The organism is Cupriavidus gilardii (genome assembly GCF_008801915.1).
Taxonomy (GTDB): Bacteria; Pseudomonadota; Gammaproteobacteria; order Burkholderiales; family Burkholderiaceae; genus Cupriavidus; species Cupriavidus gilardii.
Genome location: NZ_VZOV01000007.1, coordinates 157,192 through 170,840, shown reverse-complemented (window position 1 = coordinate 170,840; position 13,649 = coordinate 157,192). Strand labels below are relative to the sequence as shown.

12 protein-coding genes are annotated in these 13,649 nt (G+C 67.2%); 4 read left to right on the top strand and 8 right to left on the bottom strand.

The annotated features are described in order from the left end of the window. Positions 1–61: 61 nt before the first annotated feature. Positions 62–1,567: an amino acid permease gene (locus F7Q96_RS11590; RefSeq protein ID WP_053824734.1), complete on the top strand. Its 1,506-nt coding sequence runs from the start codon at positions 62–64 to the stop codon at positions 1,565–1,567. A gap of 75 nt (positions 1,568–1,642) precedes the next feature. Here the strand turns inward: F7Q96_RS11590 and F7Q96_RS11585 are convergent, their stop codons facing one another. The 5 genes from F7Q96_RS11585 to F7Q96_RS11565 form a co-directional block, all read right to left on the bottom strand. Next, a complete protein-coding gene (locus F7Q96_RS11585; RefSeq protein ID WP_151022667.1) occupies positions 1,643–3,253 on the bottom strand; it encodes a sulfite reductase subunit alpha in 1,611 nt (536 codons plus the stop codon). Then, positions 3,250–4,215, bottom strand: coding sequence for an FAD:protein FMN transferase (locus F7Q96_RS11580; RefSeq protein WP_249041669.1), 966 nt, complete (start codon positions 4,213–4,215; stop codon positions 3,250–3,252). Before F7Q96_RS11580 ends, F7Q96_RS11585 begins: the two co-directional genes overlap by 4 nt. Before the next feature lie 145 nt (positions 4,216–4,360). Continuing rightward, complete coding sequence (locus F7Q96_RS11575) at positions 4,361–5,194, bottom strand: DUF4198 domain-containing protein (protein ID WP_053824484.1); 834 nt, start codon at positions 5,192–5,194, stop codon at positions 4,361–4,363. 71 nt (positions 5,195–5,265) lie between these two features. Then, complete coding sequence (locus F7Q96_RS11570) at positions 5,266–5,832, bottom strand: DUF2271 domain-containing protein (protein ID WP_053824485.1); 567 nt, start codon at positions 5,830–5,832, stop codon at positions 5,266–5,268. Positions 5,833–5,845: 13 nt separating this feature from the next. After that, positions 5,846–6,529, bottom strand: a complete 684-nt coding sequence (locus tag F7Q96_RS11565; protein WP_151022663.1) for a PepSY-associated TM helix domain-containing protein — start codon at positions 6,527–6,529, stop codon at positions 5,846–5,848. 367 nt (positions 6,530–6,896) lie between these two features. Here F7Q96_RS11565 and F7Q96_RS11560 point away from each other — a divergent pair, with 367 nt between their 5' ends. Next, a complete protein-coding gene (locus F7Q96_RS11560; RefSeq protein WP_053824486.1) occupies positions 6,897–8,450 on the top strand; it encodes a methyl-accepting chemotaxis protein in 1,554 nt (517 codons plus the stop codon). A gap of 218 nt (positions 8,451–8,668) precedes the next feature. Beyond that, entirely contained in the window at positions 8,669–9,823 is a 1,155-nt protein-coding gene (locus F7Q96_RS11555) for an asparaginase (protein ID WP_053824487.1), read from the top strand. A gap of 78 nt (positions 9,824–9,901) precedes the next feature. On the opposite strand, the gene F7Q96_RS11550 is transcribed toward F7Q96_RS11555, so the two are convergent. Together F7Q96_RS11550 and F7Q96_RS27175 are read right to left on the bottom strand one after the other, a co-directional pair. Continuing rightward, positions 9,902–10,558 (bottom strand): RES family NAD+ phosphorylase, encoded by a 657-nt coding sequence (locus F7Q96_RS11550; RefSeq protein WP_053824488.1) that lies wholly within the window; start codon positions 10,556–10,558, stop codon positions 9,902–9,904. Then, positions 10,558–11,442 carry a hypothetical protein gene (locus tag F7Q96_RS27175; RefSeq protein WP_249041668.1) on the bottom strand — a complete coding sequence of 295 codons (885 nt, stop codon included), beginning with the start codon at positions 11,440–11,442 and terminating at the stop codon, positions 10,558–10,560. The genes F7Q96_RS11550 and F7Q96_RS27175 overlap by 1 nt, the downstream gene beginning before the upstream one ends. A 586-nt stretch (positions 11,443–12,028) precedes the next feature. Between F7Q96_RS27175 and F7Q96_RS11540 the strand changes: the two genes are divergently transcribed. Next, a complete protein-coding gene (locus F7Q96_RS11540; RefSeq protein WP_151022661.1) occupies positions 12,029–12,319 on the top strand; it encodes a hypothetical protein in 291 nt (96 codons plus the stop codon). A gap of 42 nt (positions 12,320–12,361) precedes the next feature. On the opposite strand, the gene F7Q96_RS11535 is transcribed toward F7Q96_RS11540, so the two are convergent. Then, entirely contained in the window at positions 12,362–13,273 is a 912-nt protein-coding gene (locus F7Q96_RS11535) for a DMT family transporter (RefSeq protein WP_053824736.1), read from the bottom strand. Positions 13,274–13,649: the final 376 nt, after the last annotated feature.

The following is a 13,649-nucleotide window of genomic DNA, read 5'->3' as shown; positions in this document are numbered from 1 at the left end:
TATCCCGGCGGCGGGTTTTCTTATAGGATGCCGCCCCATTGCTGGCCTTCCTGTGTTCACCATGACCGCTTCCCAAGACTCGCGCGGCGCCGGCGTCGGCGTCGACAGCGACACCGCCTCGGGCGCCGCCGCGCCGCGCCTGCAGCGCAAGCTGCGGGCCCGCCATCTGAGCATGATCGCCATCGGCGGCTCGATCGGTACCGGGTTGTTCGTCGCCTCCGGCGCGACCATCGCCCAGGCCGGCCCCGGCGGTGCGCTGGCCGCGTATCTGCTGATCGGCGCGATGGTCTACTTCCTGATGACGAGCCTGGGCGAGCTGGCCGCCTATATGCCGGTGGCCGGCTCGTTCTCGACCTACGGCTCGATGTATGTCGACGAGGGCTTCGGCTTCGCGCTCGGCTGGAACTACTGGTACAACTGGGCGGTGACGATCGCGGTGGAGCTGGCGGCCGCGCAGCTGGTGATGCAGTACTGGTTCCCCGATACACCGGGCGTGCTGTGGAGCGGACTGTTCCTCGCGCTGATGTTCGGGCTCAACGCGATCTCGGTACGCGGCTTCGGCGAGGCCGAATACTGGTGCTCGCTGGTCAAGGTGGTGACCGTGATCGCGTTCATCGCGATCGGCACGCTGATGATCTTCGGCATCCTGCGCGGCGACGTGCCGGCCAGCCTGGCCAACCTGACGCTGGGCGATGCGCCCTTCGTCGGCGGCCTGCCCGCGATGATCGGCGTGGCGATGATCGCCGGCTTCTCGTTCCAGGGCACCGAGCTGATCGGCGTCGCCGCCGGCGAATCGGCCGACCCGGCGCGCAATATTCCGCGCGCGGTGCGGCAGGTGTTCTGGCGCATCCTGCTGTTCTACGTGCTGGCCATCGCGGTGATCGGCGTGCTGATTCCCTATACCGATCCGAGCCTGCTCAAGAGCGATGTGCAGACGATCGGCGTCAGCCCCTTCACGCTGGTGTTCCGCAATGCGGGGCTAGCCTTCGCCGCTGGCCTGATGAACGCGGTGATCCTGACGGCGGTGCTGTCTGCCGGCAATTCGGGCATGTATGCGTCGACGCGGATGCTGTACAACCTGGCCACCGAGGGCCGTGCGCCGCGCGTGTTCGCCCGGCTCACGCGCAACGGCGTGCCGATGCCCGCGCTGCTGGCCACCACCGCGGTCGGCGCACTGTGTTTCCTGACCTCGCTGTTCGAGAGCAAGGCGGTCTATCTGTGGCTGCTGAGCTTGTCCGGCATGACGGGCTTCATCGCGTGGCTGGGCATCGCCATCAGCCACTACCGCTTCCGCAAGGGCTGGATGCGGCGTGGCCTCGATCTGTCGCGGCTGCCGTACCGCTCGCCGTTCTTCCCGTACGGTCCGATCTTCGCGTTCGTGCTGTGCCTGGTGATCGCGCTGGGACAGAACTACCAGGCCTTCCTCAGCGGCAATATCGACTGGTGGTCGGTGGCCGCCACCTATATCGGCATTCCGATCTTCCTGGCGATCTGGCTCGGCTACCGGTGGACACGCAAGACGCGGTTCATCAGGTACGAGGACATGCGGTTTCCAGGCATGGAATGAGCGATCGTACGAAGGGCATGTCGTCTTCCCGCGTTCGCGGGGGCGACAGCTCGGCGGGGGGCCAACGGGCCCTGCTCAGTAGACGTCGCGCCGATAGCGCCCGGTCTCGGCCAGCGTCGCGAGCGTCTGCGCGCCCAGCACCTCGGCGAGCGCATCGTTGACACCGGCGGCCATGCCCTGCAGGCTGCCGCAGACGTAGACCGCGGCGCCCGCGGCGATCCATTCGCGGATCTGGGGCGCAGCGGCGCGCACCGCGTCCTGCACGTAGCGCAGCGGCGCGCCGTCGCGCGACCAGGTCTGGTCCAGGCGCTGCAGCATGCCGCTCGCCTGCCAGGCCGCCAGCTCCTCCCGATAGAAGGCGTCGTGCGCCGCGCTACGTTCGCCGAACAGCAGCCAGTTGCGCGCATGACCGGCAGCGGCGCGCGCCTTCAGCAGCGCGCGCAGGCCGGCCATGCCGGTGCCGTTGCCGATCAGCAGCAGCGGCCGGTCGTCGGCCGGTGCGTGGAACGCGCGGTTGGTGCGCACGCGCAGCGCGATGGCGGCGCCAGTCGGCGCGTGCTCGGTCAGCCAGCCCGAAGCGAGACCAAGCCGGCCATCGTCGTGGCGGGTCTGGCGCACCAGCAACTCCAGGCGGCCATCGGTGGGCAGCGAGGCGATCGAATATTCGCGGTGCGGCAGCGGCGGCAGCGCGTCGACCAGCGCCTGCGGCGACAAGCCGCGCATCGTTTCGGCATGCGGCGCGGGCAACGGCATGCGCGTGGCCAGCGCTTGCGCCAGCGGCATCGCCTCGCCATCGCAGCGTACCGGCGTCGCGCCATCGAGGGACAGGTCACGCAGCAATTGCGCAAGCTGATCGGGCGGCAGCCGCGGGCCGATCTCGGCAATATCGCCGGCATGCCAGTCCAGCATGGCCGGCGATTCGGGCTCCAGCGCCAGATGGAAGGCCGGCGCGCCGGCGCTGCCGGGATTCATCAGCCGGCGTTCCACCAGCCGCCAGCGGCCATAGCGCGGCGCCTCCCAGTCGGCGATCTCGGCGCCGCCGGCCAGCGCCGACAAGTGGTTCTGCCAATGGCGCAGCGCGCCGGTGTCGCCGTTGTCGACCTCGACCAGATCGAACAGCGGCCGCGCCTGTGCGCGTTGCAGCGCCGCGGCCAAGGCATGGCCGTAGGCGCAGAAATTCGCGTAGCTGCTGTCGCCCAGCGCGAGGATGCCGTAGCGCAGGCGGCTCAGGCCATCGCCGCTGGCAGCGGCCAGCTTGCGCGTGAAACCCGCGGCGCTGTCGGGCGCATCGCCTTCGCCGGTGGTGCTGGCCACGAACAGCGCCTGCCGGCAGCGCGTCAGTGCGGACAGATCGAGTTCCGCAAACGAGGCGACGCGCACCGGCAAGCCGGCGCGTTGCAGCGCCTGCGCGGTCTGCATCGCCAATTGCTCGGCAAACCCGGTCTGGCTGGCATAGGCGATCAGCGTGGCATCGTCCGCGGTCGAAGCGAAGGCCGCGCTGCGCTGGTGCCGATGGCGATGCAGCGCCAGAATCGCGCCGCAGAAACCGGCGTAGGCCAGCGCGACACCGCCCGCGGTCGGCCATTTGCCCGCACCGGCAAGCGACAGCGCCAGGCCGGATGCGCCCGCGACGCCGCTGAGCGCGCTCGCCAGCGAGGGAAGGCGGAATCGTCGCGGCGCATTCATGCCAGCATCGCCGCGAAAGCCGGCGACATGCGTTCGGTAAAGCCGCTCGGCGTGCGCAGAAGCATCCGCGCCGCGATGCCGCGCTGCGTTGCAAACGCCATGCCGGCCTCGGGGCCGAGCACGGTCAGCGCGGTCGACAGCGCGTCGGCCATCATGCATCGACGGTGCAGCACGGTCACCGACGCGAGCGCGTGGCTGACCGGATAGCCGGTACGGGGGTCCAGCGTGTGCGCGTAGCGGCGGCCGCCGCTGTCGAAATAGCGCCGGTAATCGCCGGAGGTCGCGACCGACAGGCCATGCAGCGCCACCACGGTCCGCGCGGCATCGGCGGCGGCATCATCGGCGGCAGGCGGGCTTTCCAGCTCGACCCACCACGGCATGCCATCGGGCTTGACGCCCTCGCCGCGCAGCTCGCCGCCGATTTCGACCAGATGGTGCGACACGCCGCGCGCCGACAGCCATGCCGATACCGCATCGACCGCATAGCCCTTGGCGATCGCGCACAGGTCGATCGACACCCCGCCGGGCTGGCGCGCACGCCGCCCTTGCTCGTCGAGCTCGATGCGCGCCCAGCCGCAGCGGGCCCGCGCCGCTTGCACTTCGTCGGCGCCGGGCGGCGCCGACCGTGGGCCGTCGGGCCCGAAGCCCCACAGCGATACCAGCGGTCCGGCGCTCGGATCGTAGGCGCCGCCACTGTCGCGCGCGACCGCCAGCGCGGTCTGCAGGACCGAGAAGCAGGCGGGCGGCAACGTCAGCCAACTTCCCGCTTGCGCGCCGTTGAAACGGCCGATATCGGAGTCGTCGAGCCAGTTGCTCATCTGGGCGACGATCTGCGCGAGCAGCGCATCGATGCCGGCTTCGATCGCGACGGCATCGCGGTGGTACACGTCATCGCGCGCAATCAGGCAGCGCACCGACCAGGTGGTTCCCATCGTTCGCCCGCCGCATCGATGCAGCACCATGTCGCCATCGGGGGGCGACGGCGGCGCATCGAAGCGCAGCGGCACCAGCACGCGCCCGGCCGCGGCTGCCGGCGCGGGCGGGGATTGCGTGCGAGGCGCCGCGGTGACGGACGTCGACTGCATCGGAGAACCCAGGCCGCCGCGCTTACTGCGGCAGGACCTCGAAGGTCGCCATATAGGCCGCGCGGCGCGCCTTGGCGGGTTTGAGCGAGACCTTGTCGTCGCGCACTTCGGCCTCGATCCAGTACATGCCCGGCGACGGCCACTTGATGGTGAACTTGCCGTCGGCATCGGTCTTGACCTTCATCTCGCCGAGCTGGTCGCGATAGCGGTTGCCGCCCGGCACCACTTCGACCTCGACGTTGGCCGCCGGCTTGCCGTCGAGCAGCAGGCGGAAATTGGCCGGCTCGCCCGCGAACAGATCGTTCGGATGCGTGACCGGGGCCAGTTCCAGCCCGCGGCCCGTGGTCTTCAGCGCCTGGGTGGTCGGCTTGCCCGCGGTCACGAAGGTCTCGAGCCGACTCTCCGACTGGGTGACCTGCAGCTCCTGCGCGTTGGCCGGCACCTTCTGCGCAAACTCGTCGGCCGAGCCGCGCCAGCGCTTGCTCTGGCCGTTCTCCTTGTAGCTGGCGAACAGGCCGTTGTTGACCACGGCCAGCTTGTAGGTGCCCGGCGCGGTCAGATGCACGTCGAAGGTGCTGCGATAGCGGCCGGTGCTCTGGTTCTCGGCCTTGGCCGGGCTGCCGTCGGGCGCGCTGACGCTCAGGTTGTCCAGCCGCAGCGGGAAATGCTCGAAATAGAACAGGTCGTTGGACACCGCCGCGTCGACGGTGACCCACGGGTCGCTGCCCGACAGCACGGTCGCCGACGGCAGCAGCCATTGGCGGTGGGCGTGCGCCGACAGCGGCAGCAGCGCAACCAGGGCCAGCGCGGACAGCCTGGCGCAGAGGGACAGTGGGGACATCGCGGAACGGTTCATCGAGGGCTCCAGGGCACGGGATCGGAAAGCGTCGAAAGGAATGCGGCGGACAGCGGCGCAGCGCGCGCCGCTCACGGCTTCAGGCTGACGGTGACGGCGCCCAGTTCGTGCTGGCCCTTGGCCTGCGCCGACCTGGCAGCGGATTTGGCGCCCGATCTGGCATCTTCAGGCGGCCAGGTGAACGGCACGCGCAGCAGTTCGCGGCCGCCGACTTCGCGGGCGGCTTCGACCACCAGCTGGTATTCGCCCGCCGGCAGCGTGGCCAGCGGCGCCTTGCCGTCGGTGAAGGTCACGGTGTGCTCGCCCGGCGCGCGTGTCGCGCCGGAGATGCCATCGGCCGGCATCTGCAGATCGCGGCCGGCCTTGCGCCACCACTGGCGCATGTCCTTCAGCCACTTGGTGCCCTCGGCATTCTTCAGCTTGACGTCGTACCAGACCGACAGGGTCGCGACCGGGCTCTGGTCGGCGCGCTCCAGCCACATCGCCACATAGGGGCGGTGATATTCGGCGACGCTCAGGCGCGGGATCTCGACCTTGACCTGGATCTCAGCGGCCGCGGCGGGCGCGGCAAGGGGCATGGCAACCAGGCCGCCCAGACCGCTCAGGCCGGTCAGGGAGACGCTAAGCAAACGACGCATAGAGAAAACCTCGTCAATGGATAAACAGGATCGCGAGCAGCAGCGGGGCGACCAGCCCCAGGCCCACCAGCGGCCAGGTGGCGACGCGCCCCCCGGCGTGCAGCTTCAGCAGGAACAGGCCGGTCACGCAGAACACCAGGCAGGCGAACGCGAACACGTCCAGGAACAGGCTCCACGCGCCGCCGGTATTGCGGCCCTTGTGCAGATCGTTCAGATACGAGATCCAGCCGCGCGTGGTCAGCTCGTACTGGGTCTGGCCGTTGTCCAGCGCAACGCTGACCCAGGCATCGCCGCCCGGCCGCGGCAGCGGCACGTAGATTTCGTCGGCCGACCATTCGGCCTCGCGGTCATGCGCATCGACATCGAATTCGCGCTGCAGCCAGTCGGCCAGCTCCACGGGCACCGGGGCCTTGTCCTGGCCGGCCAGGGCCGCTTCGCGGGCCTGCAACGCCGCCAGCACCGGGGCCGGTGCCTCGGCAGTGCGGCTGACGACCTTCGGCTCGGCCTCGATCTGGCCCGCATGGTTCAGCGTGAAGCCCGTCACGGCAAACAGCAGCATGCCGATCAGACACAGCGCGGAGCTGATCCAGTGCCATTGATGCAGATGCTTGAGCCAGAACGCCCGGCGCTGCTGCGCCGCGCCCAGACGTGTGTCCAGCGGCGGGTCCAGGCGGGGGTCCAGACGGGATTGGTTCATGACTGTGTTCCGGCGCCACTGCGTGTTGCTGTCGCCGGGGCAATGCGGCGTGCGGGACGGCGGCGATGCGCGCTGCGCTTGCGTTGGCCGTCCCTCGTGGGCCCGTCGCAACGGGAGTTTCAGGAGACCGAAAGAATAATTGTTCTCATTTGGTCCTGCAATGCAGACGTGATCGAGAAGTATTACAACGCATTTCACGTGGCCGCAACTTGTAAGTAAGTGCATGTAACTTTACGCGTACTGACACGATTATGTCCGCATTTGCACTCGTGGAAAGCCCTAGGCCGATCCCGGTCAAGTTTGTCCGGCGGCTCGCCGTTATGCCGCCGACAAACACAATTTTTACGGTGGACCACGGGGAAACACGATGCTGGAACGTCTTAGCTTGAGAAAGAAATTGCTGCTGCCATTGGTGCTCAGCTGGGTGTGCCTGTTGGCGCTGCTGCTGTGGGATGCCTGGCAAATGCGCAACATGCGGCTGGACGAGCGCCGCACCGACCTTGTCCACGTCACGGAGACCGCGCTGTCGGTGGTCAAGGCCTACGAGGCCGAGGCGAAGGCCGGCAAGCTGACGGTCGAGCAAGCCAAGGAATTCGCCGTCGACAAGGTTCGGACGATGCGCTTTGGCAGCGATGGCTATTTCACGCTGATGCGCTCGGACACCGTGGTCGTGATGCACCCGATCAAGTCGGAGATGAACGGCAAGAGCATGGCCGACTTCAAGGACCCGGCCGGCACCTACCTGTTCCGCGACATCGCCGAGATCGGCAAGGGTCCGGGCACCGGCTTCGTCCACTACCTGTGGCCCAAGCCGGGCGCCGAGGCCCCGCAGCCGAAGCTCAGCTATGTCGCCAACTTCAAGCCGTGGGACTGGAACTTCATCTCCGGCGTCTATCTGGACGATATCGACGCGGCCTTCCGCGCCTCGCTGTGGCAATCGCTCGGTCTGCTGCTGGTCATCGGCACGCTGATGAGCCTGGTCGTTGTCCGCATCGCCAACGGCCTGCATAAACAGCTTGGCGGTGAGCCGGCGCTCACATCGCATATCGCCAGCCGGATCGCGGAAGGCGATCTGGCCAGCCGCGTCGAGGTCGCGCCCGGCGACCAGCGCAGCGTGCTGTTCGCGATGGCGCAGATGCAGCAGCGCCTGACCGGCGCGATCGGCACCATCCGCGGCTCGGCCGATTCGATCGCCGGCGCCGCCAAGCAGATCGCCGCCGGCAATGCCGACCTGTCGCGCCGCAGCGAGGAACAGGCCGCCTCGCTGGAAGAGACCGCCGCCAGCATGGAACAGCTGACCAGCACCGTGCGCCAGACCGCCGACAACGCGCGTCAGGCCAGCCGGCTTGCCGAAGGCGCGTCGGAGATCGCGGTGCGCGGCGGCGAGCTCGTCCATCAGGTGGTTTCCACGATGGGCGAGATCAAGGACGCGTCCGGCAAGGTGGTCGACATCATCGGCGTGATCGAGGGCATCGCCTTCCAGACCAATATCCTGGCGCTGAACGCCGCGGTCGAAGCCGCCCGCGCCGGCGACCAGGGCCGCGGCTTTGCCGTAGTGGCCGGCGAAGTACGCAGCCTCGCCCAGCGCAGCGCCACCGCCGCCAAGGAGATCAAGGCGCTGATCGGCAACTCGGCGCAGCGCGTCGAGGACGGCTCGGCGCTGGTCGAGAACGCCGGCAAGGCGATGGGCGAGATCGTCGAGGCGGTCAAGCGCGTCACCGACCTGATCGGCGAGATGCGCGCCGCCACCGAGGAACAGACCGGCGGCATCGAACAGGTGAACCAGGCCGTCACGCAGATGGACCAGATGGCCCAGCAGAACGCCGCGCTGGTCGAACAGGCGGCGGCGGCGGCCGCTTCGCTGGAAGACCAGGCCGACGCGCTGCATCGGGCGGTGGGTACGTTCCGCCTGGCGGCCTGATCGCCCAGGGCCGCGGCAAGCCGGCCCGGTACGTTGAAAGAACCGCTGGGTGCCTCTGGATGGCCTACGGTGTCGTGTGTATAGTCCACGCTCTGCGCTTGACGTGAACCGGTGAACAGCCGGTACCGCAGGCGCAGGCAATCCAATACGAACAAGGACAGTTGCACACGGCCGCGCGCTCACAAGGCGACGCGAAGCCATCCATTCAGAGGAGCATCATGGCCCGTACCACCACCCTTCACCCTGTCCGTCCGATTGCCGCGCTGCTGCTTTGCGCCGGACTACTCGGCGGCGCTGCCCATGCGCAGACGGTTGCCGCCCCTGCGGCACCGGCTGCCCCCGCGGCCACCACGGCTGCGGCCGTGGCGGCGCCAAGCCAGGTCCGCAAGGCCAATATCGTGATCGTCGGCACCGGCGGCACCATCGCCGGCGCGGGCGCCTCGGCCATCAATACCGCCGCCTACCAGTCCGCGGTGGTGCCGGTGGACAAGATCATCGCGTCGGTGCCGGAAATCTCGAAGGTCGCCAACGTCAAGGGCGAGCAGGTCTTCCAGATCGGTTCGGAAAGCTTCAACAACGAGCGCCTGCTCAAGCTCGGCAAGCGCGTGTCGGAACTGCTGAAGCAGCCGGACGTCGACGGCGTCGTGATCACGCACGGCACCGACACCATCGAAGAAACCGCCTACTTCCTGAACCTGACGCTCAAGAGCGACAAGCCGGTGGTGGTGGTCGGCTCGATGCGCCCGGGTACGGCGCTGGGCGCCGACGGCGCGCTGAATCTGTACGACGCGGTGCTGGTCGCCTCCAGCCCCGAATCGAAGGGCAAGGGCACGCTGGTGGTGCTGAACGACGAGATCCACACGGGCCGCGACGTCACCAAGAGCAATACCTTCAAGACCGAGACGTTCCGCTCGCCGTTCGGCCCGCTGGGCTATGTGGTCGAGGGCCGCACGCTGTATTACCGGCTGCCGGCACGTCCGCACACCACCGCGACGGAATGGGACATCGACCGCATCGACAGCCTGCCTGAAGTGGCGATCGTCTATGGCTACGGCAACGCGAATCCGGGCAGCGTCGACGCGGCGGTCAGGAACGGCGCCAAGGCCATCGTCTATGCCGGCACCGGCAATGGCAGCGTCGGCGAGTACATGGTCGAGCCGCTGAAGGCCGCGCGCGCCAAGGGCGTGCAGATCGTCCGCGCCTCGCGCACCGGCAGCGGCATCGTGATCCGCAACGGCGAGCAGCCCGACGACAAGTACGACTGGGTGGTGGTCGACGACCAGCTGCCGCAGAAGGCCCGCATCCTGACCGCGCTGGCGCTGACCAAAACGAACGACACGCGCGAGCTGCAGAAGATCTTGTGGAAGTATTGAAGCGCTGAAGGTCGGATGCTGGTCCGTCGAAGGATCGGCATCCGCCGCACCGGTCATCTGGACCACGATGCGCCGCTGTCACGGGCCCCAGGGGCTCGAAGGCGCCGCCAGTCCGATTCCGTTGCGGTCCAGGAACTCCGGCAGCATGTGGAAGCGCAGCAAGGGAATCGACGCGCCTCGCTGGATCATTCGGACTCTGTCAAACACCGCGACACTGGGTTCATTGGCAAACCGCGAGGTGAAATAGATGCCTTCAATGTGCGGATACGCCCTGTAGATCGCCGAGCTCCATAGATTCGGCCCGCGATAGTCCGTCGTTGTCAGCACGCGGTTGTCCATGCCCAGGTGCAGATGCGGCTTGGTCAGGTCCGCCAGGCGCAGCGGCTGGCTGCGCTCGATCGTCAATGCCGTAATGCTTCGTGCCGATAACTCTGCTTCATCCAGCAGCAGCGGAAGCAGCTTGCCCTGCAGCCTGTCCCTGATCACACCCTCTGCCATGCACGCGGCGAAGCTAGGAGAGGCGTACAGCACGCCGAACTCATCGTTTGCCGCGTCGAAGCGATAAGGAATGCCGCCAAGCGACCTTCGCGTGTAGTGAATCGGTCCAAAAATGGAGCGATGAATTCGCCATAGCGGCGTGTTGTCGAGATCCAGCTCGATTTCCGGCATCGAGCGCTCTGCCAGATCCGCCGGTGGCAACGGGCAGTCCAGCTCCTCCGCGGTAAGTGCCGACATCAAGCCGCCCCTTGGTCGGCGTTGTACCGGTTGCGCGCCACCTCGACGACTGGGGCGATCGGCCTGGTTGCATCAAGTATCCAGGCCATCGGACTCATTCCGCCAAGACTCTCCTGCGGGGTTTGCATAAAGTTGTGCAGGACCCAGCAACTGGCGTTGGCCTGGACGAAGGGCGCAAGCACGGCGGCAAGACGCTCGGGCTCCGCATCGAACTGCCACTGCGGATAGCGAAGGCCCCTTTGCTTGCCCGGGGGCACCAGTGCGTAAAGCCGACCCTTCAGACGCGCTTCGTTGATCGCGCCATCCGAGCGGCCGGCGTAGATCGAGGCGTCACGCAGCGTCAGGTTGTCCGGCTTCTGCCATTCAACCAGGGCCTGGTGACGACCCCGATCGCGTGCCGCTTGCAATGGATCGGAACCACGTTCGATCAGAGCTTCGGCCGCTGCACGCAGCCAGGAGTCGATTTCGGCGGCGTCCGAGGCGAAGGCGTGCTGGTCGCGCTGGACGCCGCGACGTTCGGCGAGCGACCGAACGCGCTCAAGGACGGCAACCGCGAGCGCCACATAGGGGTCCGGGGCCGCGGACCGATGCAGCACGCGTACTGTCGTCGAAAATCGCTTCGCAGTGCCAACGTGTCTTGCTTCGGCCTTCGCCTTCACCTTGTGCGAGAAGGGTTCGTGGCGCGGAGGAAGCGTGCCGAATGCCCATGGAGGCTGCGGCTGTGACGCATCAGGGTATATTGCGGCGCTCTGGTTCAGTGTCAGGACATCGCCATAGCGAAACGCGCGGCCGGCATAGACGGACGACCCGTAGAGATATTGTTGCCGTACGGTTTCAGCCGACTCTCCATGGCCGCTTTTATAACGGGTGCGATAGATTTTCATCGGAGAACCTGTTGATCGAACGGTGGCACTTCATAACGGCCATGCTAGTTCATGAATTTCATGAACACAACAGCCGTTCGTGCACACGCCATCCCTGGCACAGCGGCGCGCATGTAACAGTATGTTTCCCCACCAATTAACGCTTGTAATGAGATCAATTCTCATTTACTATCGCATCACTGTCTGACGACGCCGACACCTGAGTATCAGGACCGAGGCGCAGACCAGCCGGCGGCGCAGCACCAGCGCCTGCCGCGAGAATTCCGCGACGCCGCCTGGCGGTGTCCGCCAAACCGTCTTTTGTGGGGACCGCTCCGTACCGCGGAGCGTTTGGCAGTAGCCAGTCGCCGGAGGATCAGGGGAGCAACCAGACCCCGCTTTCTTGATCGCCAAACTCCGTCGGCAAGCAAAGCCACCTTTTTATTCCTGGCGCCGTGCCGTGCACGGCGTGTCTTTTCCGGGCGCCCGGCCAGGGCGCGGCAGCCGGAACATCCGTCGCCCGGCGCGCTGTGCGCGCCCGCGCATCGAGCGCTCTCCTCTGACTGTCCGCCGCTTCGCCATGCCGGCCCCTCGATGGAGCTTCGCGATGGAACGCCTGTTCAAGCCACTGACCGAACTGAAACGCATCCTGGCGCGGCAGTTGCGCGAGCAGCCAGGTTGCCATGATTGCCAGTTGCGCGCGGTATGCGTGCATCGGCCCGACCACACCGGTTGCAACTGGAGCGCGGAGGTCGATTTTCCCGGTCGTTGCGATGACGATGCCGTGCGCGACCTGCCGCATGCGCGGCAGGTGATCATGCTGGTGCGCGAGCGCTACAACGTCGCCGCCGGCCTGACCGGCCAGCGCAAGGGCGGGGCCGGCGCCGCCGCGGCCTAGGCGCCCGGACGCCGACTCACTCGATGACCGACCACCGCCGGATCACGGTCGTCCCGTGGCCGGCACTGCCGGCACCGCCGCCGGCTTCAGCACCAGCCACAACGCCACGCCGATCAGCGCCCCGCCCACCGCGTGAGCCCAGGACAGCGACTCGCCGAGAAACACGGCACCCCATACGATGCCGAACGGCGGAATCAGAAACGTCACGCTGAGCGCGCGCACCGGTCCGATATCGGCGATCAGCCTGAAATACAGGATATAGGCGAGCGCGGTACAGACGATGCCCAACGCCGCCATCGCCGCCCAGACGCCGGCGCTTGCCGCCGGCAGCGTGTTCTCTCGAACCAGCGACGCCACGCAAAACGGCAGCAGGAACAACGTCGCGCCAACCATGCTGCCCGCCGCCACCAGCCGCGCGTCGAGTCCGCCCTGCTGGCCGATCCAGCGGCGCGTCAGAAAGCCGGCCAACCCATAGCAGGCGGTCGCGGCAAGACAGGCGAGAGCGCCGAGGATCACGTCCATGCTGAACGCGACCGGGCCGGTCCGCGTCAACACCGCCACGCCGGCCACGCCAATCAATACGCCGACAGCCTTGGCCAGCGTCATCCGTTCGGCAAAGAACAGCGCACCGATCAGCACGCCCATCAGCGGCGTCATGGCGTTGAACACCGCGGAATATCCGGCTGGCAGCCACAGCGCGGCCACCGAGTACATCACGAAGGGAATGCCGGAGTTGATCGCGCCCAGCACCATCACGCGGCCCCATTTGCCGCGCATGTCCCAGCGGATACGCAGCACGGCCAGGATCGCTGCCAATGCCAGCGCACCAATGACCACACGGACGAAGGCGGCGGTCAGCGGACCGAGCACCGGCGCGCCGACACGAATGAACAGAAAACTGGCGCCCCAGATGGCGGACAGCGAGAGCAGACGGAGGAAATCGGCGGGGGTCATGATGGGATCGGCGCTCGTGGCGTCCGGTACAGGCGCGCGGATGTGCGCAGATGGCCGGATTTGACGCTCGTCGGCGACCGATGGCAAGCCGTTTTCGGACATCCGGATGGTCCCGGCGTCCGGCTTGGCGATGTAAGGACGCAACTGTTGCGTGACGGCATCAGCTTGACCCCACAACAGAAAGGGTAAATATTACAAGCAGTGACAAAACGCCTTAAGTGAAATTAAACTCTGACCTGCGCCAGAGTTAATTGACCCCTCCGACGCATTCCCGACGAGCCGCCAGGCAACTGGCGGCTTCTTTTTTTGGTGCGGCGGCACCGCGGTCGCGAAGCGGCGCCATGCCGGGCCAAAAACGTACCCGTTTCTGCGGGCG

Bases quoted from the DNA above. Each gene is read 5' to 3' on its own strand.
- F7Q96_RS11590 (WP_053824734.1), top strand. From the start codon at position 62: ATGACCGCTTCCCAAGACTCGCGCGGCGCCGGCGTCGGCGTCGACAGC.
- F7Q96_RS11585 (WP_151022667.1), bottom strand. From the start codon at position 3,253: ATGAATGCGCCGCGACGATTCCGCCTTCCCTCGCTGGCGAGCGCGCTC.
- F7Q96_RS11580 (WP_249041669.1), bottom strand. From the start codon at position 4,215: ATGGTGCTGCATCGATGCGGCGGGCGAACGATGGGAACCACCTGGTCG.
- F7Q96_RS11575 (WP_053824484.1), bottom strand. From the start codon at position 5,194: ATGAACCGTTCCGCGATGTCCCCACTGTCCCTCTGCGCCAGGCTGTCC.
- F7Q96_RS11570 (WP_053824485.1), bottom strand. From the start codon at position 5,832: ATGCGTCGTTTGCTTAGCGTCTCCCTGACCGGCCTGAGCGGTCTGGGC.
- F7Q96_RS11565 (WP_151022663.1), bottom strand. From the start codon at position 6,529: ATGAACCAATCCCGTCTGGACCCCCGCCTGGACCCGCCGCTGGACACA.
- F7Q96_RS11560 (WP_053824486.1), top strand. From the start codon at position 6,897: ATGCTGGAACGTCTTAGCTTGAGAAAGAAATTGCTGCTGCCATTGGTG.
- F7Q96_RS11555 (WP_053824487.1), top strand. From the start codon at position 8,669: ATGGCCCGTACCACCACCCTTCACCCTGTCCGTCCGATTGCCGCGCTG.
- F7Q96_RS11550 (WP_053824488.1), bottom strand. From the start codon at position 10,558: ATGTCGGCACTTACCGCGGAGGAGCTGGACTGCCCGTTGCCACCGGCG.
- F7Q96_RS27175 (WP_249041668.1), bottom strand. From the start codon at position 11,442: ATGAAAATCTATCGCACCCGTTATAAAAGCGGCCATGGAGAGTCGGCT.
- F7Q96_RS11540 (WP_151022661.1), top strand. From the start codon at position 12,029: ATGGAACGCCTGTTCAAGCCACTGACCGAACTGAAACGCATCCTGGCG.
- F7Q96_RS11535 (WP_053824736.1), bottom strand. From the start codon at position 13,273: ATGACCCCCGCCGATTTCCTCCGTCTGCTCTCGCTGTCCGCCATCTGG.